This window comes from Klebsiella sp. LTGPAF-6F (assembly GCF_001753185.1).
GTDB lineage: Bacteria > Pseudomonadota > Gammaproteobacteria > Enterobacterales > Enterobacteriaceae > Klebsiella > Klebsiella michiganensis.
This window is the reverse complement of the sequence record NZ_CP017450.1, coordinates 3,379,134-3,403,946: the sequence shown is the minus strand read 5'-3', so window position 1 is coordinate 3,403,946 and position 24,813 is coordinate 3,379,134. Positions and strand designations below refer to the sequence as shown.

Genomic DNA, 24,813 nt, shown 5'->3' with positions numbered 1-24,813 from the left:
TATCATCCTCTTTGCTGCGAACAGCCTGCGCACTGCTTATTCTGGATCTGCTGGAAGAAGTCATTGCCTTTGTCATCCACCAGAATAAACGCCGGGAAGTTTTCCACTTCGATTTTCCAGATGGCTTCCATCCCCAGTTCAGGATAGGCCACGCACTCCAGGCTCTTGATGCTCTGCTGCGCCAGCACCGCAGCCGGACCGCCGATGCTGCCGAGGTAAAAACCGCCGTGCTTGTGACAGGCATCGGTGACCTGCTGGCTGCGGTTGCCTTTGGCCAGCATCACCATGCTTGCGCCGTGGGATTGCAGCAGGTCGACGTAAGAGTCCATGCGGCCTGCGGTGGTGGGGCCAAGGGAGCCGGACGCATAGCCTTCCGGGGTTTTCGCCGGGCCGGCGTAGTAGATCGGATGATCTTTGACGTACTGCGGCAGTTCTTCACCGTTATCGATAAGCTCTTTCAGCTTCGCGTGGGCGATATCGCGGGCCACAATAATGGTGCCGTTGAGCGTCAGACGCGTCGAGACCGGATGGGCGGAAAGCTGGGCCAGAATCTCGCTCATCGGCTGATTAAGATCGATGCTGACGACCTTGCCTTCGCCCTGCTGGCGCAGATGTTCGGGAATATACTGACCCGGGTTGCTCTCCAGTTTCTCAATCCAGATCCCCTGGCGGTTGATTTTGGCTTTGATATTGCGATCCGCCGAACAGGAGACGCCCATGCCCACCGGGCAGGAGGCGCCGTGGCGCGGCAGGCGGATGACGCGGATATCGTGGGCGAAGTATTTGCCGCCGAACTGCGCGCCGAGACCGAGGTTTTGCGCCTCCACCAGCAGTTCCTGCTCCAGCTGAATATCGCGGAAGGCCTGGCCGTGTTCGTTGCCTTCGGTCGGCAGTTCGTCGTAATAGTGGGTAGAGGCCAGCTTCACCGTTTTTAGCGTCGCTTCTGCCGAGGTACCGCCAATCACAAAGGCGATATGGTACGGCGGGCAGGCGGCGGTACCGAGCGTGCGCATCTTCTCAACGAGATAGTTTTTCAACTTCGCCGGAGTGATTAACGCTTTGGTTTCCTGATACAGATAGGTTTTGTTGGCCGAGCCGCCCCCTTTGGCCATACAGAGAAATTTATATTCGTCGCCGTCGACGCTGTAGAGGTCGATTTGCGCAGGCAGGTTAGTCCCGGTATTGACCTCTTTGTACATATCCAGCGCGGCGTTCTGCGAATAGCGCAGGTTATCCTCGGTATAGGTGTTATAGACGCCGCGGGCGAGGGCCGCTTCATCACCGCCGCCGGTCCACACGCGCTGGCCTTTCTTACCCATAATAATCGCCGTGCCGGTATCCTGGCAGGTGGGCAGCACGCCTTTAGCCGCGATTTCAGAGTTGCGCAGGAACTGTAGCGCCACGTACTTATCGTTATCGCTGGCTTCAGGGTCGAGAAGGATCTGCGCGACCTGTTTTTGGTGGGAAACGCGCAGCATAAACGCCGCATCGTGAAAGGCCTGCTGTGCCAGAAGGGTGAGGGCCTGAGGGTCTACTTTGAGGATCTCCTGGCCTTCAAATTCGGCCACGGACACGTGCTCTTTGCTCAGCAGATAGTATTCAGTCTTATCTTTTGCTAGCGGAAAGGCTTCCTGATAGACAAATGGTTTAGTCGACATTGCTTTGCTCCCTAAGAGTAAAACCGCCGGGGTTCGGCCCGACGGTTATGAATCAGAACATCATGGACATCCACGGATAGCCAATCAGCAGCAGGGCGGCCAGGAAGATGGCGCCGAAAATGGTGCCGAGACGCCAGTAGTCTTTGGTCGGCAGATAGCCGCTGCCGTAGTAGATTGGGCTGGGGCCGGTACCGTAGGGGGTGATAATCCCCATCACGCCGAGCGAGGTCACCATCAGCAGTACGAACACCTGCATATTCATCCCCGGAATGGTGGAGGCGATAGTCAGCATGGCCGGCAGCAGCGCGGTGGTGTGCGCGGTGGTGCTGGCGAACAGATAGTGCAGCAGATAGAACGCCAGCAGCAGGACGATGGTCGCGACGCCCGGGGAGATGCCGCTCATCAGCGCGCCGCCTTCTTTACCCAGCCAGGCGATAAAACCGGTGGAGGAGAGGCCGTCGGCCAGCGCCACCAGGGTCGCGAACCAGGCAAAGGTATTCCACGCCGCTTTGTTGCTGGTGATGTCATTCCACGAAAGTACGCCGGTCCACAGCATCAGCACGATAACCAGCAGGGCGGCCAGCGCCGGTTCAATCCATTCGGCGGCGAAGATCCACATCATCAGCGCAAAGCAGACGAAGACCAGCAGCAGAATTTCATTGCGCGATAGGCGGCCAAGTTTTTCCAGCTCGCGGGCGGCCCACAGCGGCACTTCATCGTTGACTTTCACTTCCGGCGGGTAGAACCAGTAGGCCAGCAGCGGCATTGCCAGAATCAGCAGGATACCCAGCGGCAGGAAGGCGATAAACCAGGTGCCCCAGGAGATATTAATGCCGACGATGCTTTTCACCAGCGCCAGCGCCAGCAGGTTCGGCGCCAGTGCGGAGAGAAACATCGAGCTGGTGATACAGGCGGCGGTAATGGCCACCCACATCAGGTAGGAGCCGATACGGCGCGCGCTCGGGTCGTTGGGCTTAGAGCCGTACAGTGGCGGCAGGTTAGCGATAATCGGGTAGATAGTCCCCCCGCTGCGCGCGGTGTTGGAGGGGGTAAACGGCGCCAGCAGCAGGTCGGCGAAGGTAATGGCGTAGCCCAGCGTCAGGCTGCGGCGGCCGAGATACTTCACCAGGATCAGCGCCAGACGGCGGCCAAACTGGGTCTTATCGTAGCCGGCGGCAAACATAAAGGCGCCGAAGATAAGCCAGACGGTGGAGTTACCGAAACCGCTCACCGCCCATTTAAAGGAGGCGCCGGCAAGCTTGAACCCTGGCGCGGCCAGCTGTTCAGGGCTGAACAGCAGCCACTGGCTGCACAGCGCAATCACCACCACGCCGGTAATACCGATGACCGCGCCGGGCAGCGGTTCGAAGATCAGACCGACGATCACGCCGACAAAAATGGCAAAGTAGTGCCAGGCGTAAGGGGGAAGGCCGTCGGGCACCGGGACGAATAAGAGTAAGACGGCAACGATAATGGGCATCGCCATCATCAGCAGACGTTTATAAGCAGCATTTGTTGCTGCACCGGCAGGCGGTATGGTTGTCTTTTTCTCTTTCATAATGAGTATCTGCAAGTAGTTAAAAATAGGGTTTGGTCATCGCTTAACCGTTCGATTTCTTTAGTTGCAAAAGTTTCTTTAATTATTAATTGTCGATTTTGGTTATTGCGCTGACCGTTATTTAAAGCTCTTCGTTGGGCGTTAAATTAAAATATTGGGTTATTTATATATTGCGCTTTCATGCGCCGTTGCAATTGATTTAGATCAAAAAAAGCGGGTTGTTAGCCACTTTTTTATTATTACGGATAACCCTGTTTAGTGAGGTGTTTATTTGTCTGAAATTTGGCTTAATGTTAAATCACGAATGATTCCATGAACTGATTATTTGTTTATATTGTTGAATTTTATCATTTTATTTTGGTGTCTTCCTGGCGATGCATGTTAAAAATGGTTTCAGATTTGTTATTGGTTATATCCATTATGTGAACGAATTATATTTAATTAATAATACAAAGGAGGTATCGATGTTATTGTTGGTATTAAATAGTTTTTTAACTAACGTAATTATTTTGGTAACTAAAAAAAGCGCTATATTATTGGCATGACTTAAGGGATTACCAAATACAAACAAAAACAATTCCGTCACCCAATTCTCAATTTTCAATATTTAAAATCTGGAGCGTCATTATGACCAGTCATCCACGAATTTTGCGTCCTTTTACTTTACCGAACGGTACTGAGCTTAAAAACCGCCTGTTAATGGCGCCGATGACCACCTGCACCGGTTATTTTGACGGTACCGTGACCAGCGAACTGGTTGAGTACTACCGCGCTCGCGCAGGCAGTATCGGCACCATTATCGTTGAATGCTGCTTTATTGATGACTACGGTCTGGCGTTCCCCGGCGCCATCGGTATCGATAATGATGAAAAAGTGGCTGGCCTGGCGAAAATTGCCGCCGCTATCAAGGCGGAAGGGTCAAAAGCGATTCTGCAGATCTACCACGGCGGCCGGATGGTCGACCCGCAGCTTATCGGCGGACGCCAGCCGGTGGCCCCGAGCGCGATTGCCGCGCCGCGCGATGGCGCAGCAACCCCCCGCGCGCTGAGCGGCGCTGAAGTCGAGGGCATGATCGCGAAGTTTGGCGAAGGCGTACGCCGCGCCATTCAGGCCGGTTTCGACGGCGTCGAGATTCACGGCGCGAACACCTATCTGATCCAGCAGTTTTATTCGCCAAACTCTAACCAGCGCGACGATGAATGGGGCGGCAGCCGCGATAATCGCGCGAAATTCCCGCTGGCGGTACTGGACATCACCCACAAAATGGCCCGCCAGTACGCCGATGATGCCTTTATTATCGGCTACCGGTTCTCCCCGGAAGAGATGGAAGTCCCCGGTATCCGTTTTGCTGACACCATGTATCTGCTGGAAAAGCTGGCCGCCCGCGGCGTCGACTATCTCCACTTCTCGGTTGGCGCCACGCTGCGACCCTCGATTGTCGATACCACCGATCCCACGCCGCTGATTGAAAAATATTGCGCCATGCGCTCCGAAACCCTGGCTCAGGTGCCGGTGATGGGCGTGGGCGGGGTAGTGAACGCGGCCGATGCCGAGCAGGGCCTGGATCACGGCTACGACCTGATGGCGGTGGGCCGCGCCTGTATCGCGTATCCTGACTGGACGGCGCGCATTGCCGCCGGCGAAGAGCTGGAGCTGTTTATTGACAGCACCCAGCGCGAAGCGCTGAACATCCCGGAACCGCTGTGGCGCTTCTCGCTGGTGGAGGCGATGATCCGCGATATGAGCATGGGCGACGCCAAATTCAAACCGGGGATGTTCGTCGAAACCGTTCAGGACGACGCTAACGAGCTGGTGATAAACGTCAGCCTGGAAAACGACCGCATTGCCGATATCGCACTGGCGGCAAGCCCGGTACAGACCGTCGAGTTCACCACCAGCTTTGAAGAGATCCGCGAGCGGATCCTCAGCGCCAACACCCCGCACGTGGATGCGATTTCCGGCGCAACCAGCCAGAGTGAAGCGGTGAAAAAGGCGGTTTCCAAAGCGATGCTGAAGTCCAGTAAAGCGCTGGCCGCCGAAGAGGGCGCGGGCGATGCGGCGCCGAAAAGCTACGATGTGGTGGTGGTCGGCAGCGGCGGAGCCGGTCTGGCGGCCGCGATTCAGGCACACGATGAAGGCGCGAGCGTTCTGATCGTTGAAAAAATGCCGACCATCGGCGGTAACACCATTAAAGCTTCTGCCGGGATGAACGCCGCAGAGACCCGCTTCCAGCGCGTGAAAGGTATTGAAGATAGCAAAGAGCTGTTTTACCAGGAAACGCTGAAAGGCGGTAAGAACAAAAACGACCCGCAGCTGCTTCGCCGCTTCGTGGAGAATGCGCCGGAAGCCATTGAGTGGCTGGCGCGTCGCGGCATTATGCTTAACGATATCACCACTACCGGCGGGATGAGCATCGACCGCACCCACCGTCCGCGCGACGGGTCGGCGGTCGGCGGCTACCTGATCAGCGGCCTGGTGCGTAACATCACCAAACGCGGTATCGATGTCCTGCTGGATACATCGGTGGAAGAGATCCTGATGACCGACGATGAGGTGAGCGGCGTGCGCCTGCTCACCGATGAAAACGAATCCGTAGTGGTACAGACGAAGAGCATCGTGGTGGCTACCGGCGGCTTCAGCGCCAACAGCGCGATGGTGGTGAAATACCGCCCGGATCTGGCGGGCTTTGTGACCACCAACCATAAAGGGGCGACCGGCGGCGGTATCGCGCTGCTTGAACGCATCGGCGCGGGCACCGTGGATATGGGTGAAATTCAGATTCACCCGACCGTCGAGCAGCAAACCTCGTACCTGATTTCCGAGTCGATTCGCGGCGGCGGGGCGATACTGGTGAACCCGCAGGGCAACCGCTTCTTCAACGAAATGGAGACCCGCGATAAGGTTTCCGCCGCGATTATCGCGCTGCCTGAGCACTTCGCCTATATCGTCTTTGACGAGCACGTCCGGGCGAAAAACAAAGCCGCCGATGAGTACATCGCTAAAGGTTTCGTCACCAGCGCCAGCTCGCCGCGTCAGCTGGCGGAGAAACTGGGGATGGATTACCATGCTTTTCTCAATACGCTGGAACGCTACAACGGCTTTGTTGAAAAACAGCATGACGATGATTTTGGCCGTACCACCGCGCTGCGTGCGCCGATCAATGAAGGCCCTTACCATGCGATTCGTATCGCTCCGGGGGTACACCACACGATGGGCGGCGTGACCATTAACACCGATACCGCGGTGCTGAATGCCGGTCATCAGGTGATTGCGGGCGCTTTTGCCGCGGGCGAAGTGGTTGGCGGCATTCACGGCGGTAACCGCATCGGCGGTAACGCGGTGGCCGATATTATTATCTTCGGGACCCTCGCGGGCCATCAGGCGGCGAAACGCGCCAGAGGTTAAACGTCAGCGACACCCGCCGGGCTGGCAAATAGACGGCCCGGCTTCTTATCTCTCTGAGGAGTGCGATATGTCCGACAACCGCGTCTACAGCTACTCCGCTGTACTGATGGGTTCGCCCATTCTCCTCAAGCTCTACGTTCACGATGAACCGCTCGCCTCCCGCGTCTTTCAGCTGATTAAAGGCTATGAAGATCTTTTCACCGTTAACCGCGCGCACTCCCAGGTGATGGATATCAACCATGCCGCCGGGCGACATCCGGTGACGGTGAGCCGCCCGGTGTATGCGCTGATTAAATGCGCCAAAGCCGCCAGCATGGTGCGGGACAGCGCGTTTAACCTGGCGATCGGCCCGCTGGTGAAGCTGTGGCGCGTTGGTTTTCAGGGCCAGAGCGTGCCCGCCCCGCAGGATATTGCCGCTCGCCTGACGTTAACGCGTGCGCAGGATGTGATCCTCGACGACGCCGCCAGCAGCGTCTACCTTGCGCGGACGGGAATGGAGATCGATCTTGGGGCCATCGCGAAAGGCTATATCGCCGACCGGGTGCGCGACTATTTGCGGCAGCAGGGCGTGAACGCCGCGCTGATTAATCTCGGCGGCAATGTCCATACCCTGGGCGAATGGTCTATCGGGCTGAAAAAACCGTACTCAGCGGCGGATGCGCTGATTGGCAGCATTGCGGTGGCGGGGCAATCGGTGGTGACCTCGGGCATTTACGAACGCTACTTCGAGCAGGACGGCAAACGCTGGCACCATATTCTCGACCCGCGTAGCGGCTACCCGCTGGATAACGAGCTGGAGAGCGTAACGATTATTTCCGCCGACTCGCTGGACGGCGATATCTGGACCACCCTGATCTACGGTCTTGGCGTAGAGAAAGGCTGCGCGGCGCTGCGCCAGCGCGAGGATATCGAAGCGATTTTCGTCACTAAAAATCGCGACGTTATCCTCTCTTCACAGCGTCGTTTCCGCTTTCAGCTGCTGGATGACGGTTACCGGCTTACTGGCTGTACTGCTTAAGCAGGCCGTACTGCTCCGCTATCAGGTGGTAGCGGTACACCGGACGTCCCGTGGCGCCGTAGTGGATACTGGTGTACAAAATATTAATTTGCGCCAGCCAAATCAGGTATTTGCGGCACGAAACCCGGGATATATTTACCGCTGCCGCCAGCTCGTCGGTGGAGAACTCCACGTCCGGATGGGCATCAATCCACTGACAGAGGGTGCGCAGCGTCTGGGGCGTCAGGCCTTTCGGCAACTTGCGGGCGTCAGCGGCTTCCGGTACGCCGCCGTGCAGCAGCCGGTCGACATCCGCTTGTTCATAATAGGGTTGACCGGTCATCAGCTTACGCTTTTCGCGCCAGGCGGTGAGCGCCTCTTCAAACCGTGGAAACTGGAAGGGTTTGATCAGATAGTCCACCACGCCGTAGCGCATCGAGGCCTGAACCGTCGCGGCATCCGCGGCGGAAGTAATCATAATCACGTCGATGGCCCGTCCGGACGCGCGAATGGCGGGCAGCAGATCCAGACCGCTATCCTGCTGCATATAGACATCCAGCAGCACCAGGTCTATCTCCAGATCCTTGTCGTTAATCATCTCCCTGGCTTTACTCAACGTAGACGCCGTGCCGCTGCAGCGGAAGCCGCTGACCCGTCCCACGTACAGGCGGTTCAGTTCGGCAACCATGGCATCATCGTCAACAATTAATACATTTATCACGCACTTTTCCTTTTACTGTCCCACGGGAGATGAACAAAAAATTGAGTAAATACGCCGGGTTCGGATTCCACGGCCAGCGATCCGCCCAGTTCGCGAAGCTGCTGGCTGGCGAGAAACAGCCCGACGCCGCGGTTTTCGCCTTTGGTGGAGAAGCCTTTATTAAAAATATCATCGATAAACGCTTCCGGGATACCGGGACCATCATCGCTGACTTCGCCGCTTAACCAGCCGTTCTGGTAATGCAGCAGCAGGCCGACTTCGCCTTCGGCCTGGCCGCTCATAGCATCCAGCGCGTTTTCGATTAAATTACCCAGCACCGTAACCAGTACGGTGACCTGTTTTTCATTCGGGCAGTCCGGCACCAGGCTCTCTTCGGCGAGAGTGAGGGTAAAACCCCGCTCCTTAGCGCGCTGAATTTTACCGATCAAAAAGCCTGCCACTACCGGTGATTTAATCCGGTGCTGGATTTCGCCGATATCCGCCTGATAGGTGTGGGCGGTCTGCAGCACGTACTCTTCCAGCTTATCGTAGCTTTTCATATTCAACAGGCCGAGGATCACGTGCAGCTTATTCATAAATTCATGGGATGTGGTACGCAGGGCGTCCACATAGTTCACCATCCCGTCAAGCCGCTGCAGCAGCTGGCTGACTTCGGTTTTGTCACGGAAGGTGCTGATGGCGCCGACCACGTCATCCTCGTCGCGGACGGGGACCGTGTTGCTGATCAGCAGCAGACCGTTACAGCCCAGCTCCCGATCGTAAATCGGCTCGCCGGTTTGCAGCACTTCCTGCAAATCCGCCAGCAGCGGCGTTTGCGCGATATCGTTCCCGGGGCCGTTAAACAGAATGTCGCGCGCGGCGGGGTTAATCAGCGTCACCTTGCCGTCCGTATCCACCGCCACGACGCCCTCTTTTAATGAGTGCAGCATCGCCTGGCGCTGCTGGAACTGCGTTGAGATCTCCTGCGGCTCAAGGCCCAGCAGGACGCGCTTCAGGCCGCGAACCAGACTCCATGTACCGACGGCGCACACGAGCGCGCTGAACAGCACGGTCAGAATCACATCCCAGCGGCTGGCGGCGATCTGCGTATCGACTTTGCTCAGCGAAATGCCAATCGCCACCACGCCGATTTGCCGGCGGCTATCGTCAAACACCGGGGTGAAGACGCGCAGCGCCGGAGCCAGCACGCCGTGGTTAACGGCAACGTTCTCTTTGCCCGCCAGCGTGGGCCGGATGTCATCGCCGATAAAAGGTTTGCCGATAATCTGGCTATTGGGATGCGAGTAGCGAATGCCGTCCATATTGGTGACGACGGCAAACAGCAGGCCATTGCGCCGGGTGACGGCCAGCGCTAGCGGCTGAATAATGCCGCTGTCCGGCGGCAGCGTCAGGCCGCGCTTGACTTCCGGGGTATCGGCCAGCGTCCGCGCCACCGCCAGCGCCGTATCTTTCACGCCGTCGCGGGTGGCGCCGCTAATCTGCATAAACCACAGGGCATAGACCAGAATCAGTACTGAACCGATGACGCTGCCGATCATTAAGGTCACGGCGGTGCTCAGCTTCATGCTCATTGCGCGTTTACGCGCGGGCTGCTGCGCGAATTCATTCATACCGACCCCGGGAGAAAACGGATAGAGGCGTATTATCGCTGAATGCGCGGTTTTCATAAAGCCGCGTAATAAAAGCAAAATCAGCCAGACGGCAATTCTGGCGGACGCGATTTGCCGCCGACGGCCAGCAGATAGTCAATAAACGCCCGCAGCGGCGATGCCATCTGCTTACGGCTGGGGTAGTAAACGTAAAACCCGGGAAAAGCCGGGGTCCACTCTTTCAATAGCTGGACTAGCTGGCCTGTCTCCAGCCAGGGATCGACCTGATGGGCAAACTGATAGGCGATACCGGTGCCCTTGAGGGCTAACGGCGTCAGCATGGCCGGTTCATCGACGACGATCGGCCCTTTGACCGCAATCTCGTAGCGTTCGCCGTCGCGCTGAAACTCCCAACGATAAACGCTGCCGTCGCTGGGCCTGCGATAAGTCAGACAGGGGTGCTGCAGCAAATCCTGCGGCTTTCGCGGCTGCGGCGCTTGCGCCAGATAGTGCGGCGAGGCGACGACTTTCATTTCAAGGTCGCCGCTCAGCCTGACGGCAACCATATCCTGATGGAGCTTTTCACCGAGACGAATTCCGGCGTCAAAACCGGAAGAAACGATATCGACTAAAGCATCGTCGGTAACAATATCCAGCTCAACGTTGGGATAGCGTTGCATAAATCCGCCCAGCAGCGGCGCCAGATAATGAATCGCAGCGATGCGCGACACATTGAGGCGCAGGCGGCCCGCGGGCGCGCTGGCCGTCCGGGCATCGGTAACCGCGTCTTCCAGCGCCGCCAGCGCAGGAGCCAGCCGCTGCATCATGCGCTTGCCGGCCTCGCTCGGCGCGACGCTGCGCGTTGTCCGGTGTAATAAACGTACGCCGATGCGCTCCTCGAGACGCCGGATGGTTGCGCTTAAGGTGGAGGTCGTGACGCCGAGATGCGCCGCCGCCCGGGTAAAACTGCCTTGCTCAACGACCATCGCGAAGGCTCTTAATTCCGCAAAATCACTTCCGCGCATTATGGCTATTACCCCAAACAGTCTTATTGATAGTACTGGTATTATCAAACAGTTCTTCGCTGGTTACCATCCTGATAAATGTGATTACGCAGAGAGGGGCAATGACCATGGCGAGATTTAGCGCAAAAAGAGTTCTTATCACCGGTGCGACAAGCGGAATCGGGCTTGCCGGGGCAAAGCGCATCGATAGCGAAGGCGGTTGGGTGATCGCCACCGGGCGCGATCCCGGACGGCTGGCGTCTCTTCGCCGGCAGCTCTCGGATCGGGCGCGGGTCATTGACAATGATGCCAGCGATCCGCTGACCGGCGCGGCGCTGGCCGAGGCGATCGATTCATCCGGCGGACTTGATGGCCTCTGGCTCAACGCCGGATACGCAGCGGTTGGGGAGCTGTCGCAGGTGGATGCCGCGGCCTTTGATCGCATGATGGCGACCAACGTGCGCGGGCCGGTTCTCCAGATGGCGGCGCTCGCCGGAAAGCTTAATGCGGGAGCCTCGGTGGTGGTGACGGCGTCCACTTCCGCTTATGAAGGGGCCGCGGCGGCAAGCCTCTATTCGGCGACTAAAGGCGCGCTGATTTCGTTAACCCGCTGCTGGGCCTCGGCGTTAGGGGAACGAAATATTCGCGTTAACGCGCTGATTCCCGGCCCGATTGACACCCCATTTCGCCATTTTATGCGCGACGAGGTGCGCCGCGAATTTGAAGCCTCGGTGGTGAGCCGCCTGGCGCTTCACCGCCAGGGGACGGCGGCTGAAGCGGCTGATGTGGCGCTGTTTCTGCTTTCCGACGCGGCGTCCTTCGTGAGCGGTAGCCAGTATGTCGTGGATGGCGGGCTGACGTTGCGCTAATAGCGCATTGGCCTCGCCTCGCAACCTCGGCGCGCCGAACGCGCCGCTGGTTGGATAACGACCAATCGGCAGCTGAATGGCTTCAGGGGGATGAAAACTGTGACTCCGGTGGCGGTAAAGCGCGTCGCTTAAGCCTTACACTGCCATTAATAGCCATGGTCAATGAAAGGGTTTGCCTCAGGCCTGCGCTTTCGTCCCGGAAGGTTCTTTCGCGTTTAAATGGAGGTTTTTATGAGCAGTAAGCCAACCGCTTCAATGATGGAACGACGCCACCCTGAAACCACCCATATTGATAGTCTTGCCACCCTCGATATGCTGACGCTGCTGCATAAGGATGATAAGCGGATTGCCGATGCCGTTGAGGCCTGTTTGCCGGCGATCGCGCGCCTGATGGATAACGCGACGGCGACGCTCAGCCGGGGAGGGCGGCTGGTGATTGTGGGGGCCGGGGCATCGGGTCAAGCCGCCGCACAGGCGGTGAATGAATTTACCCCGGAGGGAAAACATTCGCTGGTCGCCCTTATCGCCGGAGGAGCGACCGCCGCGCGGCAGGAGATGGAAACCGCCGCGAGTCATTACGATCTTGGCGCTTTCGAACTTGAGGCTCTGCGATTCAGCAACCAGGATATGCTGCTGGCGCTGACGGTTAGCGGCAAAACGCCGTGGGTCTGGGGCGCGATGCGCCACGCCTGGTCGCTGGGGGCGCCGATTGCGGTTGTGACGCAGCAGCCCGCCAGTGAAGCCGCGCAGCTAGCGGATATCATTATCGCCCCGCAAACCGGGCCGGAAGCGGTGGCGGGTTTCGGGAATCCGAAAGCGCGCATCGCGCAGCGGCAGATCCTGACGATGCTGACCACCGGGCTGGCGATTCGCGAAGGACGGGTCTATGAAAACCTGCGCGTCGATCTGCAGGCCAATACGCCGCACGAGGCCGAGCGGCAGATAGCGATCGTGATGGCGGCGACGGGGTGCTCGCGCAGCGAGGCCAAAGCCGCGCTGGCCAGCTGCAATCAGCACTGCCGGACGGCAATACTCATGCTCCTCAGCGGGCTCGATGCCTGGCAGGCGCGCGAGCTGCTGGCAGAGCATAACGATCATCTGCGGATTGCGCTACGCGCGGCGCAGACGGTTGCCTGAACTTAACCCGACGGCGCGTATTTCCACAATACGCGCCGGATAACGCAAAATAATCTGGTCATCAACAGCATCGTTATTCCATACTCTTCATCCGCTTACCCGGGTTTAATTCCCCGTTTGAAAATGGCCATCGCAAGGCGTATTTATTGCTGCTGGCGAGGCTTTTACTTTTTTAAGTTAAAAAACCAGGTTAACAATAATTAGCTATGTGTGCGGATGTGTAAATGATATTTTAAAATAAAGTAAAAGTGCGTTAATATGCACGCTCTTATTACACTTGTGCTATGTGATATTTCTATTATGCCTGCAATTAAAAATACGATTATATCTATGACCGCATTAGCGATGTTCGTCAGCTCGGCGACCTTCGCAAATGACGATACCTCGAAAAAAACCGATTTCCTGCTGATTGGCGGCGGTATTATGAGCGCGTCGCTGGGGACCTGGCTGCAGGAATTACAGCCGGACTGGAAACAGGTGATGGTTGAGAAGCTGGATGGCGTCGCGCTGGAGTCCTCTAACGGCTGGAACAACGCCGGTACCGGGCACTCCGCGAATATGGAGCTGAACTATACGCCGGAACGCCCGGACGGCACCATCGACGTCAGCAAAGCGCTGGATATTAACGAACAGTTTATGATCTCCCGCCAGTTCTGGACGGCGCAGGTCAAACGCGGCATTTTGCACGATCCGCACTCTTTTATTAACTCCACGCCGCACATGAGTTTCGTCTGGGGAGATAACGTTGATTATCTGCAAAAACGCTACGCCGCGCTGCAGCAAACGACCTTATTCCAGGGGATGAAATTCTCTACCGATCACGCGCAAATAAAACAGTGGGCGCCGCTGGTGATGGAAGGGCGCGATCCGCAGCAGCGCGTTGCGGCAACCTGGACTCCGGTGGGTACCGACGTTAACTATGGGGAAATAACCCGCCAGCTGATCGGTAGCCTGAAGAAAAATAATAACTTCACGCTGCAGACCTCTTCAGAAGTCACCGATTTTAAACGCAATACCGATAATTCCTGGCACGTGACGATTAAAAACGTTAATAGCGGTGAAGAGCAGGCGATCGATGCGAAATACGTATTTATCGGCGCCGGCGGCGGCGCGCTGAAATTACTGCAAAAAACCGGTATTCCGGAAGCGGATAACTATGCGGGTTTCCCGGTAGGCGGCTCTTTCCTGATGACCGAAAACCCGGCGGTGACCAATGCGCACCAGCAAAAAGTTTACGGTCAGGCCTCTGTAGGCGCACCGCCGATGTCGGTCCCGCATCTTGATGCCCGTTTCCTCGACGGCAAGCGCGTGGTGCTGTTTGGGCCATTCGCCACCTTCTCGACGAAATTCCTGAAAAACGGTTCGTTCTTCGACCTGCTGAGCACCACCACCACCGATAACGTCCTGCCGATGACCCACGTAGGTCTGGACAACTTCGATCTGGTGAAATACCTCATCAGCCAGGTGATGCTCAGCGACGACGACCGTTTTGCGGCGCTGAAAGAGTATTACCCTGGCGCGCGTAAAGAGGACTGGAAGCTGATCCAGGCCGGTCAGCGCGTGCAGATCATCAAAAAAGATGCAGAGAAGGGCGGCATACTGAAGCTGGGTACCGAAGTGGTGGTCGATCAGCAGAAAACCCTCTCCGCGCTGCTGGGCGCTTCGCCGGGGGCTTCTACCGCCGCGCCGATTACCCTGAACGTTCTTAAGCAGATGTTCCCTGAGCAGTTCCATTCAGCGGAATGGCAGCGCCGTATTCACGATATCGTCCCGAGCTACGGTCAGAAGCTGAACGGCAACGTCGCGCTGACCCAGCAGGTTTGGGATGACACCGCGGCGGCGCTGCAGCTGACCAAACCGCCGGTGATTGAGATGAACGCCTCCGCGCCGGTGATGACCGCCAAACCGGCGGAGCCGAAGGCGGAAACGTCGCCGCAGCACGATATGGCGCTGTAAGCCCACGTCGTTGACATTGCCCGGTGGCGGCTGACGCCTCACCGGGCCTACTGGCCTCTCTTCGCTGCCCCGGCGAAAACGTGACATTGCTCTAATCTCTCCCTCGCGCTGATATCCCCCTTCCGGCTAATCCTTCATTCATTAATTGTGGTTATACTGTCTTGAAATCACGAAACAAAATGCTAATGAAGACCGAAACGCGGAGCCCAGGGCAATGAAAGACGACATTAATCAGGACATCACTTTCCGCAAGCTGTCGGTATTTATGATGTTTATGGCGAAAGGGAACATCGCCAGAACCGCTGAGGCCATGCAGCTGAGCGGCGTCAGCGTCCACCGGGCGCTGCATACGCTGGAAGAGGGCGTCGGCTGCCCGCTGTTTATTCATAAAGGGCGCAACCTGCTGCCGCTCCCGGCGGCGTGGACGCTGCTGGAGTACTGCCAGGACGTCATGAGCCTGATGACCCGCGGCCTGGAAGCGACGCGTAAAGTAGCCGGCGTCGGGCAGGGCCGGCTGCGCATCGGCACGCTTTACTCCCTGACCCTTGAAACCGTGCCGCGCATTATTATGGGCATGAAGCTGCGTCGGCCGGAGCTGGAGCTGGATCTCACCATGGGCTCCAATCAGATGCTGCTGGATATGCTGGAAGATGACGCGCTTGATGCGATCCTGATCGCCACCAACGAAGGTGAATTTAATAATTCGGCTTTTGATGTGGTCCCGCTGTTTGAGGACGATATCTTCCTCGCCGCCCCGGCGACGGAACAGCTGGATACCACCGCTCCCGCCGAGCTGCGCGATTACGCCAGGCGCAAGTTTGTTTCGCTGGCGGAAGGGTTTGCCACCTATGCCGGATTTCAGGACGCCTTCCAGGTGGCCGGATTCGAGCCTGAAATCGTCACCCGGGTTAACGATATCTTTTCGATGATTAGCCTGGTGCAGGCGGGCGTAGGCTTTGCGCTGCTGCCGGGACGAATGAAAAAGGTGTATGAAAACGACGTACAGCTGCTGAAGCTGGCGGAGCCGTATCAGATGCGCCAGCTGATCTCCATTGTCTACTCACACCATCGTGAGCGCGACGCCGACCTGCTGGCGCTGGCGGCAGAAGGGCGGATGTACGCCCGCAGCCTCAGCCGTTAAGCCGGTTCGCCAGGTGACGGGCAACGTCGATACCGCTGCGCTCCAGCGCAATACACTCCCCCTGCCAGCCCGCCTGGCGGGTGAGACAGGTCAGTACGCCGCCGGGCGGCATCTCGATCGCCAGCCGCGCGTCCCGTTCATCAGCGGCGATCATCGCTTCCTGCCAGCGCACGGTTCGCGCCATATTCCGCGCTAAATCGTCGGCAATGCTTAACGGGTCCCATAAAACGCGCGCCGTGGAGCCGCTCAGATAGGCGCAGCGCGGGCGCTGCAGCGTGACGTCAGTGAATGCCTTTGCCAGCTTAGCCGCCGGTTCATCCAGCAGCGCGCAGTGGGAAGGTACGCTGACCTCCAGCCGCTGTGCTTTACCGGCGCCAGCCGCCAGCGCCAGCCGGGCTACGCGGGCCATCTCGTCGTCGCGTCCGGCAATGACAATCTGCGTTTCCGCGTTCAGGTTGGCAATATAGAGGTCGCTGCCGGCAATCAGCTTTTCCACGCGGTCGAGCGTCAGGCCCATAATCGCCGTCAGCCCGTAACCGTGAGGATACGCCTGCTCCATTAAATCGCCGCGCAGCGCCACCAGCCGCAGGGCGTCGGTGAAATCCAGCGCGCCGGCCATCACCGCCGCCGGGAAAGCCCCTATCGACAGGCCGCTGACCATGTCCGGATTTACTCCCTGACGCTGCAGCTCCCGCGCCCAGGCTGTGCCTGCGATCAGCAGGCACAGCTGCACCGCACGGGTATGTTTTAACGCGGCGGCGGTATCTAAATGGTCTACTTCATCGCCAAGCACGGTTCGCGCTTCAGCGAGGATATTCTGGCGGTCGGGAAGCGCGGCGAGCATATCCGGCCGCTGGTTTCCCTGACCGGGAAAGGTAAAGATAATTTTCATGCTTCCTCCCTGTTCCACGGCGCAGCGGTCAGGCGCGCGCCGCGGGACGTTTTCAGCAGGGCGCGGCCATCGCGCAGCCACTCATTTAGCGCGAAAGCCCCTGCGGGCGTTTCGACCTGGGTATCCGCCCGGCAGGGCAGCTGCGCGACGCGGGACTGCCAGGCGAGCAGCGCTTCGCGAGCGATCGGCTGCGGCGCGCGGATCAGCAGATCGAGATCGCTGGCGGCGTGAAGCACCGGAATCTCGGTGGCCAGCGCGTAGCCGGTGCTGCCGGTAATGCCCCAGCGCCACGGCCAGGGGTGTAAGGTCAGTGATATCGCCGCCTGTACCGGCGGCTGGGAGACAAACGGCGAGCGCAGGAGCTGTTGGCGATCGGCGAGGGTTTCCGGGCTGACGGTACGGACGATATTTTCCCTCTGTACCCAGCCTGCGGCCCGTTGCTCGCGCTTCATACCCCGTACGCCCACCGGAATGCGGGCGTTAGCATCAACGTCGCGTCGTACCACCACCGGCAGGCTAATACGCCAGTACTGTGCGACCCAGGACTCCTCAATCGCCTCCAGCGCGGCGGCATTATTCAACCAGACTAAATCATGAGGACGCGGCGTTGATGACATCGTTAGATTCCTGACGTTAAGGTGATAAACAGCGGCAGCGACAGAATACACAGAACCGAGCTTAACAGCAGCACCGCTTCCGCATCCGGCGACTGCACGCCAAAGCGGTTGCCGAAGACCACGCCAAAGAAACCGGCCGCCAGCGCAATCATCAGAATGGCGGTAATGGCGATAGAGCCGTGCAGCCCCAGCAGCATCACCAGACCCCAGGCGATAAACGGCTGCACCAGCAGTTTGACAATAGTGGAAGTGGCAATCAGCGCATTGAGCTGCAGCTTACGCGCCGACAGAATCACCCCGGTCAGGAACAGCGCGGCGGCGGTCGCCGCCAGGCCCAGCGGTTTGATAGAGGCCAGCAGCAGATCCGGCATTTTGATACCGATGGCCGAAAGCACGACCCCCAGCAGCGGACCCCAGACAATCGGTTTTTTCACCGAACGCCACATCAGAACCGGCAGCATTGCCAGCGTCGAGCCGCTGTTCTCTCCGGCGGCGAGCGCTTTTTCACGTTCCAGAATCAGCAGGCAGAACGGCGTCATCAGTACCGATCCGCAGGCGATGGAAACGGCGACGGAGAGGGAGGTGGAGGCGCCTTCGCCGAGCACGCTGCCCAGAATCGGCAGGCCAAGCGCGGCGTAGTTAGGCAGCGCGACGGTCAGGGTCAGCACGGCGGCATCCTGCGGCGAGCGCTTGAAGACGCGGGTCGCGAGGAAGTAGATGGCCGCATAGGTAATCCACATCGCCCCGGTCAGCACAAGCACCAGCGGCGATTGCGCGACAATACCGCTCCACGGCGTTTGCACCGTGGCGCTGAACAGCGTGGCGGGCAGGGCGAAGTCCATCACGAAGATGTTGAGTAAAGAGACGTTTTTGTTATCGACCATTTTGGCCTTGCCGGCCCAGAAGCCCAGCAGCATGATGACAAAAATCGGCGCGAGGGCATGAATAATCACATAAGTCATAAATCACCTGTAAATGAAAATAGAGTACTGGCGCGATTGTTATAATTTCTAAAAGCGGTTCCTTCCCGGAGCGCGCGATGGCGCCCCGGGCGGCCGCTTCCGGCAGGTTTTCTTCTACTTAGGGACTGACTACCAGCTGGCGCGCATGCGATCGCGCACCTGTTGGGAACTACGGCGGTTCTCCGCGCCAAGGCGGCACTTCAGCGAGACATCCCGGCGGGCGTCAGCGATGGCGTCGCGCAGGGTGTCGGTGACCAGCGTCAGATCGCGGGCGTCCGGCGCGTCAGGATTGCTGATATCCAGCAGGGCGGAGAGCAGGCCGAGCGTTGCGTAGTTGCTGACGTCATAGGCCATCGGCGGAATGGTTGCCGCCAGTTTCTCCAGCGCCTCAACGGTACGTAGCGTGATACGCGCGGCGGACGCTTTGCCCATCGCGTGCACCAGCACGCCGGCGTCGTTAAAGGCGATCAGACGATTGGCCTGGTAGCCGTGGGCGAGAAACGCCCCGGACATCGCTTTGCCGACGATCAGACCAATCACCGGATGTCCGGCAAGCCGCGCCTTCGCGTAGGCGCCCGCGGCGCCCGCCAGCGCCTGATGAATACCGAACGCTTCTTCGCGACGGCCATAGGCCTGGCTGGGGACATCGATAACCGCGATAATCGGGCGCTTCACCGCGTTATCAGCATCGGCGTCGATGGTTTCGTTGACCACTTTGGCCAGCGTCCAGCCTTCGAGCAGGCCGACTTCACCCTGAGCGGCGCGTGGATAATGGTTATTAGCATCCGGCACCACGGCGATAAAACGGGCGGTTTCACCGTTAAAATCGGCGTCGGCAACCTGCACCGATGGGCACAGACCGGTCATTAGCGGGGCGTTCGGCGCCAGCTGGTTTAGCCACAGCGCGGCGCGATTTGTGAACTGGCTCATTATTTCTCCTCCCGGGCGAATAGCTGTTTGATCTGCGCGGTATCCGCCTGCTGGCGGGTATCGAAATGGGTCAAACGGGTCAGGAAATCTTCATATTTGTCGCTGCGATGCTGCGCGGGCACGCCTTTGGCAATGGCTTCGTTCATCGCGCTTTTCACCGCGTTGATGCCATCGCCCACCAGGGCATCCACCAGCCCGCTGGCGTAGCGAATTTCGCCGCCGGTCATGCTCCAGATAAACGGACGGTCGCGGGAGTCGTACTCTTCAATCCCCGCTTCCTGTTCAATCACCTGCGGTCCGTTGAGGCCCAGACGCGCTTCACGGGTGACAATCAGGTAGCTGCACAGCGCCGCGGCGATGGACATCCCGCCGAAGCAGCCGACGGTACCGGCGACAATGCCGATTACCGGGGTGTAGCGGCGCAGGTCGACAATCGCGGCGTGAATATCGGCGATGGCGGCAAGGCCCAGATTGGCTTCCTGCAGGCGCACGCCGCCGGTTTCCAGACACAGCACCGCCTGGGTAGGAATGCCGTTGCGGTTATCTTCCGCCGCCAGCTCAAGGGCGGCGGCCATTTTCGCGCCGGAGACTTCGCCCATGCTGCCGCCCTGGAAGGTACCTTCGATGGCAATGACTACCGCCGGCTGGCCGTTAATGGTGCCTTTTGCGACGACCATACCGTCGTCGGACTGCGGGACGATGCCCTGCGCGCCGAGCCACGGGGACATAATGCCGTCAAAGGGATCCAGCAGTTCGCGATAGCTGCCGTCATCCAGCAGGGTACGGGCGCGTTCACGGGCGCGGAGTTCAATAAAGCTGCGATCGTTACGCATGTGCCACCTCCTCAAAAACCTGTTCAATACGGATCCGCGCGACGCCGGGCGTGGCGCCGAAATCGTGGATGATCAGCTGTCCGCCGGGCAGGCCGTTAATCAGGCTCAGTCGTTCGAACAGCGCGTTCCAGCGCGCCTGGCTGTTGTCCACGGAGGTGGTGATTTCGACGTTGAGCATATCGCTCTGTCCGGCGGTATAGAGCACTTCCATATCGCCGGAGCCGACAACGCCTGCCAGCGCTTTGCCGCTGAGGGCGCGGTTGGCAGGGAATGACAATTTAATCTGTTCCATAACATCCTCTGAATGCGTTAAGCGGAAACCCGGTCGAGAAACAGGGTGGCGGCAAGAAGATCCGCCGCGCCACCCGGCGAGGCGTTCTGCGCCAGCATCTGCACGTCGAGACGCGCCAGCGCGGCGCGCCCCCTGGCTGTCGCACATCCTCCTGCCGCCAGCACCTCGCCTGCGCCTTGCCGCATCGCCTCAAGGCCCGCCATTCCGGCGCGGGAGAGCACGCAGGTATCGCTAAGCGAGGTCATAATCGCCATCAGCGCGTCAAGCCGGGCCTGATCCTCGCTGGCCCCCGCGGCCCGGCTGCGCAATAGCTGCGGCAGCGCCAGGGTGGTGATGTGCGGAAAAGCGCGCTGCGCTTCTTCCCGCGCGCCGGGAACCTGCCAGCGGCGGCTGGCGCGCAGACCTTTACTGAAGGTCTTTGGCGCGCAGGCGTCCGGCAGACGGGCCAGGGCGGCGGCGGTTTCCGTAATTCTCTGTGCCTGACCCTCCCCCCCGAGCATCGCCGTCGCGCTGACCAGCAGGCCCAGCGCCCAGATAGCGCCGCGATGGGTATTGACCCCGGCGGTCGCCTGCATCATCCGCGCTTCGCCTTCGCGGCCAAGCCGGCCAACGGTTTCCCGCAGGGCAACGTCGGCCGGACGCCGCCAGCTCTGCTGAGCCAGCGCGTGAAACGTCGGCTGCAGGCTGTGGGCCGAACGCTCCATCAGGGCCAGGTTCAGGTCCTGATGCGCGCCGTTGCCGCGGCTATCCACCAGGCCCGGCTTGGGGCTGAGTCGCGCTTCGTCAACCAGGCAGGCGCTGGCGGTCTGGGCCAGCCAGCGGGCCCGGGTTTCAGCAACGTGGGGGGAGAGTTTTTTCATTACCAGCTCCGGAATTTTGCCGGTGGGTTGTACAGACCGTCGGACCACTCCACCAGATCGGCTACGCTGCCGGCGGCGAGCAGAGAGCGGGTGGCGTCACTGCGGCGGATACCGATATCTTCCGGATAGACGACTTTGCCGCTTTGGCGCAGTGCGGCCACGCGTTTGGCGTCAACGCCGAGCCCGATATCGGTGATCCCGGCCACGGCCGCCACCATTGCCCGGCGCTCTTCCAGGCTTTCCGCCCGATAGAGATAGGCGATGCCTTCTTCGGTCAGCACGTGGGTGACGTCATCGCCGTAAATCATCACCGGCGCCAGCGGCATTCCGGAGGTTTTGGCGACCTCAACGGCGTCGAGTTTTTCCACGAAGGTCGGTTTCACGCCCGCCTGGAAGGTTTCCACCATCTGAACGACCAGCTTTTTACCGCGCTGCATCGGATCCGGTTCGGTGATCATGTTGAGCCATGCCGGCGTAGCGTGGCGGCGACCGTGCGGGTCGTGGCCCATATTCGGCGCGCCGCCGAAGCCGGAGAGGCGGCCGCGGGTCACCGTCGAGGAGTTGGCGTAGCCGTCAACCTGTAAGGTCGAGCCGATAAACATATCTACCGCATACTGTCCCGCCAGCTGGCAGAACGCGCGGTTGGAGCGCATGGAGCCGTCGGCGCCGGTGAAGAAGATATCCGGACGCGCGCGAATGTACTCTTCCATTCCCAGCTCGCCGCCGAAGCAGTGCACGCTCTCGACCCAACCGCTTTCAATTGCCGGAATAAGGGTGGGGTGCGGGTTCAGCGTCCAGTGTTTACAGATTTTGCCCTTCAGGCCGAGCTGTTCGCCGTAGGTCGGCAGCAGCAGTTCGATGGCGGCGGTGTTAAAGCCGATCCCGTGGTTCAGGGATTGCACCTGATGCTCGGCGTAGATGCCTTTAATCGCCATCATCGCCATCAGGATATGTTCCTGCTTAATCAGGCGCGGATCGCGGGTAAACAGCGGCTCGATAAAGAACGGTTTATCCGCGACGACCACGAAGTCAATCCACGAACCGGGTATATCCACGCGCGGCAGATCGCACTCGTCATCGACCAGTTCGTTAACCTGCGCAATAACGATGCCGTCATGGAACGCGGCGGCTTCCACCAGCGCCGGGGTATCTTCGGTGCTCGGCCCGGTGTACAGGTTGCCCTTGCGGTCGGCTTTGTAACCGGCGATCAGCGCGACGTTTGGCGACAGGTCGACGTACAGGCGAGAGTAAAGTTCGATGTAGGTGTGGATAGCGCCGATTTCCAGCAGGCCATCTTCCAGCAGCTGCGAAATACGCAGGCTTTGGGTACCGGAGAAGGAGAAATCAAGCTTGTGGGCGATACCTTTTTCGAAGAGGTCCAGGTGCTCGCTGCGCCCGACGCTCGGCATAATCATATGCAGGTCGTGAATTTTTTGTGGGTTAACTTCCGCCAGCATCCGCGAGAGGAAATCAGCCTGTTTCTGGTTGTTACCTTCCAGCACCACCCGGTCGCCGGGGGCCAGCAGCTGCTCAAGAACGGCGACCAGCTGGTCGGTGGGGATCACTTTGCCCGAGACCTTCGCCTCGGTCAGTCGCCGCTGTTTTTCCGTACGGCGATGGTTCCAGACGCGTCCCGTCGTTTGTTCGGCACTCATTATTAACCTCCTGATTCGACGAATCGTTTTGATTGTCCTGGTGTGGAAGTAAGTGTGCGTCGCGAGGTGGCGGGCATCAATTAAGGCCGATGGCGAATCGTTAGCGTAAGAGTAATGATTGACGGGGCAGAGATGTGATGACGATCAATAATGATTGCGAATGATTGGTCTACGAGCAGGGGACGTACCGGGTTGAGGTATTGGCGCGGCTTCCCGGCTCGCACTGCGTTTAGCCGGGCTACAGGTTAAGGGCGTCTGCGGGCCGGTAGCCTGGACAGATGCGCCGCATCGCCTCCGGGGAAGTTCATCGGCTCCGCGCTCTGCTCCCGGGGGCGGCGCAAAGCGCCTGCCCGGGCTACAGGTTAAGGGTCGTCTGCGGGCCGGTAGCCCGGACAGATGCGCCAGCATCGCCTCCGGGGAAGCATACGCAATGGCGTTAGTTTTTACTCAAATCACTCAGCAGAAAGGCAATACTTTGCCCGGCCACCGTCTGTTCGAGGGCGATTTTGACGATAATCGTCAACGGTACCGAGAGTAGCATACCCACCGGGCCCAGCAGCCAGCCCCAGAAGATCAATGACAGGAAGACCACCAGCGTCGACAGCCCCAGCCCGCGGCCCATAATGCGCGGTTCAAGAATATTGCCGAACACCAGGTTAATCACCAGATAGCCTGCCAGGACCACCAGCGCTTCGTACAGACCGCCAAACACCAGCACCTGCAGGATCGGCGGGATCGCCGCGAGCACCGAACCAATGTTGGGAATGTAGTTGAGCGCAAAGGCCAGCAGTCCCCACATAAAAGCAAAGCGGACGTCCAGCAGCACCAGCATTCCCCAGACCACCAGGCCGGTCACCAGGCTGATGGCGGTTTTTAACACCAGGTAGTGGGAGACGCTATCCAGCGCGCGCTGAATCGCGCCCATTCCCTCCACCGGCCGCGACATCAGCTGCTGCAGCTTCGCGGGAAGCTGCGGCACTTCCAGCAGCATAAAGACCACCGTCAGCAGCAGCAGGAAGATAGAGGACATCGCGTTGGAAAGCTGGGTGAGCAGGCCGGTCACCAGCGTCATCACCGCGTTGGGGTCAATATACTTATTCAGCTCCACCACCGACACGGTAAAGCCGAAGCGCTGTAGCCAGGGCGCAACGGTCTGCATCGGTTCATAGAGATAATTACGGTACTGCGGCAGGGTGCGCGCAAGCTCGTTAAGCGACGTGCCGAGCGAGGCCAGCAGCACAACGGCCAGCAGGACAATCACGCCGACCAGGAGCGAAATAGCCAGCACCCGCGGTACCCGGCAGCGCACCATGAGCTGAACCAGCGGGTTTATCACCACCGCCAGAAAGATCGCCAGAACAAAAGGAACGATAATATCCGCCGCGAAGCGAATGCCTGTCAGGATGATAACCAGCATGCCGAGCATGATGACTATTTTTAAGCCGTTAAGCGTGATGATGGGTTTGGCCATACCGCTCCCTGCGAGAGAAAAAATGGGGTCTAATGTGAGTCATTGTAGACGTTGGCAAAGTCGGCGTCTCAGCGCGTCGCGTCCGCTAAAATGAAAAAAAACGACCAATTAATCAATAATGGCCGGAACGATATCATAATGGTGATTGCGATCGGAAAAAACTAATCCAAATCAAATACCAGAGGTAAAGAACTGCAAAGACTTTGAGTTAAATGTGGCGTTATGGTACAAATCTGCGTGTGTATAACTACAGAGGACAATTTTGA

Annotated in this window: 20 protein-coding genes; 6 read left to right on the top strand and 14 right to left on the bottom strand. The window is 58.9% G+C overall.

Going from position 1 to position 24,813, the window contains the following annotated elements; all coding sequences use genetic code 11:
- Positions 1 to 2 precede the first annotated feature (2 nt).
- Both fumA and BJF97_RS15895 read right to left on the bottom strand, forming a co-directional pair.
- Positions 3 to 1,658 (bottom strand): class I fumarate hydratase FumA, encoded by a 1,656-nt coding sequence (gene fumA / locus BJF97_RS15900; protein WP_025105803.1) that lies wholly within the window; start codon positions 1,656 to 1,658, stop codon positions 3 to 5.
- A 52-nt stretch (positions 1,659 to 1,710) separates the two neighbouring features.
- Positions 1,711 to 3,216, bottom strand: coding sequence for an anion permease (locus BJF97_RS15895; protein ID WP_032694457.1), 1,506 nt, complete (start codon positions 3,214 to 3,216; stop codon positions 1,711 to 1,713).
- A gap of 627 nt (positions 3,217 to 3,843) precedes the next feature.
- Between BJF97_RS15895 and BJF97_RS15890 the strand changes: the two genes are divergently transcribed.
- Together BJF97_RS15890 and BJF97_RS15885 are read left to right on the top strand one after the other, a co-directional pair.
- On the top strand, positions 3,844 to 6,621 hold the full coding sequence (locus BJF97_RS15890; RefSeq protein WP_032694458.1) for a flavocytochrome c: 2,778 nt from the start codon (positions 3,844 to 3,846) through the stop codon (positions 6,619 to 6,621).
- Positions 6,622 to 6,688: 67 nt separating this feature from the next.
- Positions 6,689 to 7,639, top strand: a complete 951-nt coding sequence (locus BJF97_RS15885; RefSeq protein WP_014838638.1) for an FAD:protein FMN transferase — start codon at positions 6,689 to 6,691, stop codon at positions 7,637 to 7,639.
- Here the strand turns inward: BJF97_RS15885 and dcuR are convergent.
- From dcuR to BJF97_RS15870, 3 genes are all read right to left on the bottom strand, one after another.
- Positions 7,620 to 8,339 (bottom strand): two-component system response regulator DcuR, encoded by a 720-nt coding sequence (gene dcuR / locus BJF97_RS15880; RefSeq protein ID WP_004851320.1) that lies wholly within the window; start codon positions 8,337 to 8,339, stop codon positions 7,620 to 7,622. The genes BJF97_RS15885 and dcuR overlap by 20 nt on opposite strands.
- Positions 8,336 to 9,949, bottom strand: coding sequence for a sensor histidine kinase (locus tag BJF97_RS15875; RefSeq protein ID WP_004851318.1), 1,614 nt, complete (start codon positions 9,947 to 9,949; stop codon positions 8,336 to 8,338). The genes dcuR and BJF97_RS15875 overlap by 4 nt, the downstream gene beginning before the upstream one ends.
- Positions 9,950 to 10,029: 80 nt before the next feature.
- A complete protein-coding gene (locus BJF97_RS15870; RefSeq protein ID WP_032694459.1) occupies positions 10,030 to 10,953 on the bottom strand; it encodes a LysR family transcriptional regulator in 924 nt (307 codons plus the stop codon).
- Between the two features lie 107 nt (positions 10,954 to 11,060).
- Here BJF97_RS15870 and BJF97_RS15865 point away from each other — a divergent pair, with 107 nt between their 5' ends.
- The 4 genes from BJF97_RS15865 (at position 11,061) to BJF97_RS15850 (ending at position 16,035) form a co-directional block, all read left to right on the top strand.
- A complete protein-coding gene (locus tag BJF97_RS15865) occupies positions 11,061 to 11,801 on the top strand; it encodes an SDR family oxidoreductase (protein WP_032694460.1) in 741 nt (246 codons plus the stop codon).
- 231 nt (positions 11,802 to 12,032) lie between these two features.
- Positions 12,033 to 12,938, top strand: coding sequence for an N-acetylmuramic acid 6-phosphate etherase (locus BJF97_RS15860; protein ID WP_032694461.1), 906 nt, complete (start codon positions 12,033 to 12,035; stop codon positions 12,936 to 12,938).
- A gap of 345 nt (positions 12,939 to 13,283) precedes the next feature.
- The gene (mqo, locus tag BJF97_RS15855) at positions 13,284 to 14,894 is read left to right on the top strand and encodes a malate dehydrogenase (quinone) (protein WP_236945569.1); all 1,611 of its coding nucleotides are present in this window, start codon (positions 13,284 to 13,286) and stop codon (positions 14,892 to 14,894) included.
- 214 nt (positions 14,895 to 15,108) lie between these two features.
- Entirely contained in the window at positions 15,109 to 16,035 is a 927-nt protein-coding gene (locus tag BJF97_RS15850; protein WP_004135593.1) for a LysR family transcriptional regulator, read from the top strand.
- On the opposite strand, the gene mdcH is transcribed toward BJF97_RS15850, so the two are convergent.
- The 9 genes from mdcH to BJF97_RS15805 all read right to left on the bottom strand — a co-directional run bounded on the left by mdcH (position 16,025) and on the right by BJF97_RS15805 (position 24,547).
- Positions 16,025 to 16,927, bottom strand: coding sequence for a malonate decarboxylase subunit epsilon (mdcH, locus tag BJF97_RS15845; RefSeq protein ID WP_032694463.1), 903 nt, complete (start codon positions 16,925 to 16,927; stop codon positions 16,025 to 16,027). The genes BJF97_RS15850 and mdcH overlap by 11 nt on opposite strands.
- Positions 16,924 to 17,544 (bottom strand): malonate decarboxylase holo-ACP synthase, encoded by a 621-nt coding sequence (locus BJF97_RS15840; protein WP_014838633.1) that lies wholly within the window; start codon positions 17,542 to 17,544, stop codon positions 16,924 to 16,926. The genes mdcH and BJF97_RS15840 overlap by 4 nt, the downstream gene beginning before the upstream one ends.
- A 2-nt stretch (positions 17,545 to 17,546) precedes the next feature.
- Positions 17,547 to 18,506 carry an AEC family transporter gene (locus tag BJF97_RS15835; protein WP_004851304.1) on the bottom strand — a complete coding sequence of 320 codons (960 nt, stop codon included), beginning with the start codon at positions 18,504 to 18,506 and terminating at the stop codon, positions 17,547 to 17,549.
- Positions 18,507 to 18,635: 129 nt separating this feature from the next.
- Positions 18,636 to 19,436, bottom strand: a complete 801-nt coding sequence (gene mdcE, locus BJF97_RS15830) for a biotin-independent malonate decarboxylase subunit gamma (RefSeq protein ID WP_014838632.1) — start codon at positions 19,434 to 19,436, stop codon at positions 18,636 to 18,638.
- Positions 19,436 to 20,269, bottom strand: a complete 834-nt coding sequence (locus BJF97_RS15825) for a biotin-independent malonate decarboxylase subunit beta (protein WP_004851300.1) — start codon at positions 20,267 to 20,269, stop codon at positions 19,436 to 19,438. Before BJF97_RS15825 ends, mdcE begins: the two co-directional genes overlap by 1 nt.
- Entirely contained in the window at positions 20,262 to 20,561 is a 300-nt protein-coding gene (gene mdcC / locus BJF97_RS15820; RefSeq protein WP_014838631.1) for a malonate decarboxylase acyl carrier protein, read from the bottom strand. The genes BJF97_RS15825 and mdcC overlap by 8 nt, the downstream gene beginning before the upstream one ends.
- Positions 20,562 to 20,578: 17 nt before the next feature.
- Positions 20,579 to 21,421, bottom strand: a complete 843-nt coding sequence (locus BJF97_RS15815; RefSeq protein ID WP_014838630.1) for a triphosphoribosyl-dephospho-CoA synthase — start codon at positions 21,419 to 21,421, stop codon at positions 20,579 to 20,581.
- Entirely contained in the window at positions 21,421 to 23,076 is a 1,656-nt protein-coding gene (mdcA, locus tag BJF97_RS15810) for a malonate decarboxylase subunit alpha (protein WP_014229541.1), read from the bottom strand. The genes BJF97_RS15815 and mdcA overlap by 1 nt, the downstream gene beginning before the upstream one ends.
- Positions 23,077 to 23,512: 436 nt before the next feature.
- Complete coding sequence (locus BJF97_RS15805) at positions 23,513 to 24,547, bottom strand: AI-2E family transporter (RefSeq protein WP_004119683.1); 1,035 nt, start codon at positions 24,545 to 24,547, stop codon at positions 23,513 to 23,515.
- Positions 24,548 to 24,813 lie beyond the last annotated feature (266 nt).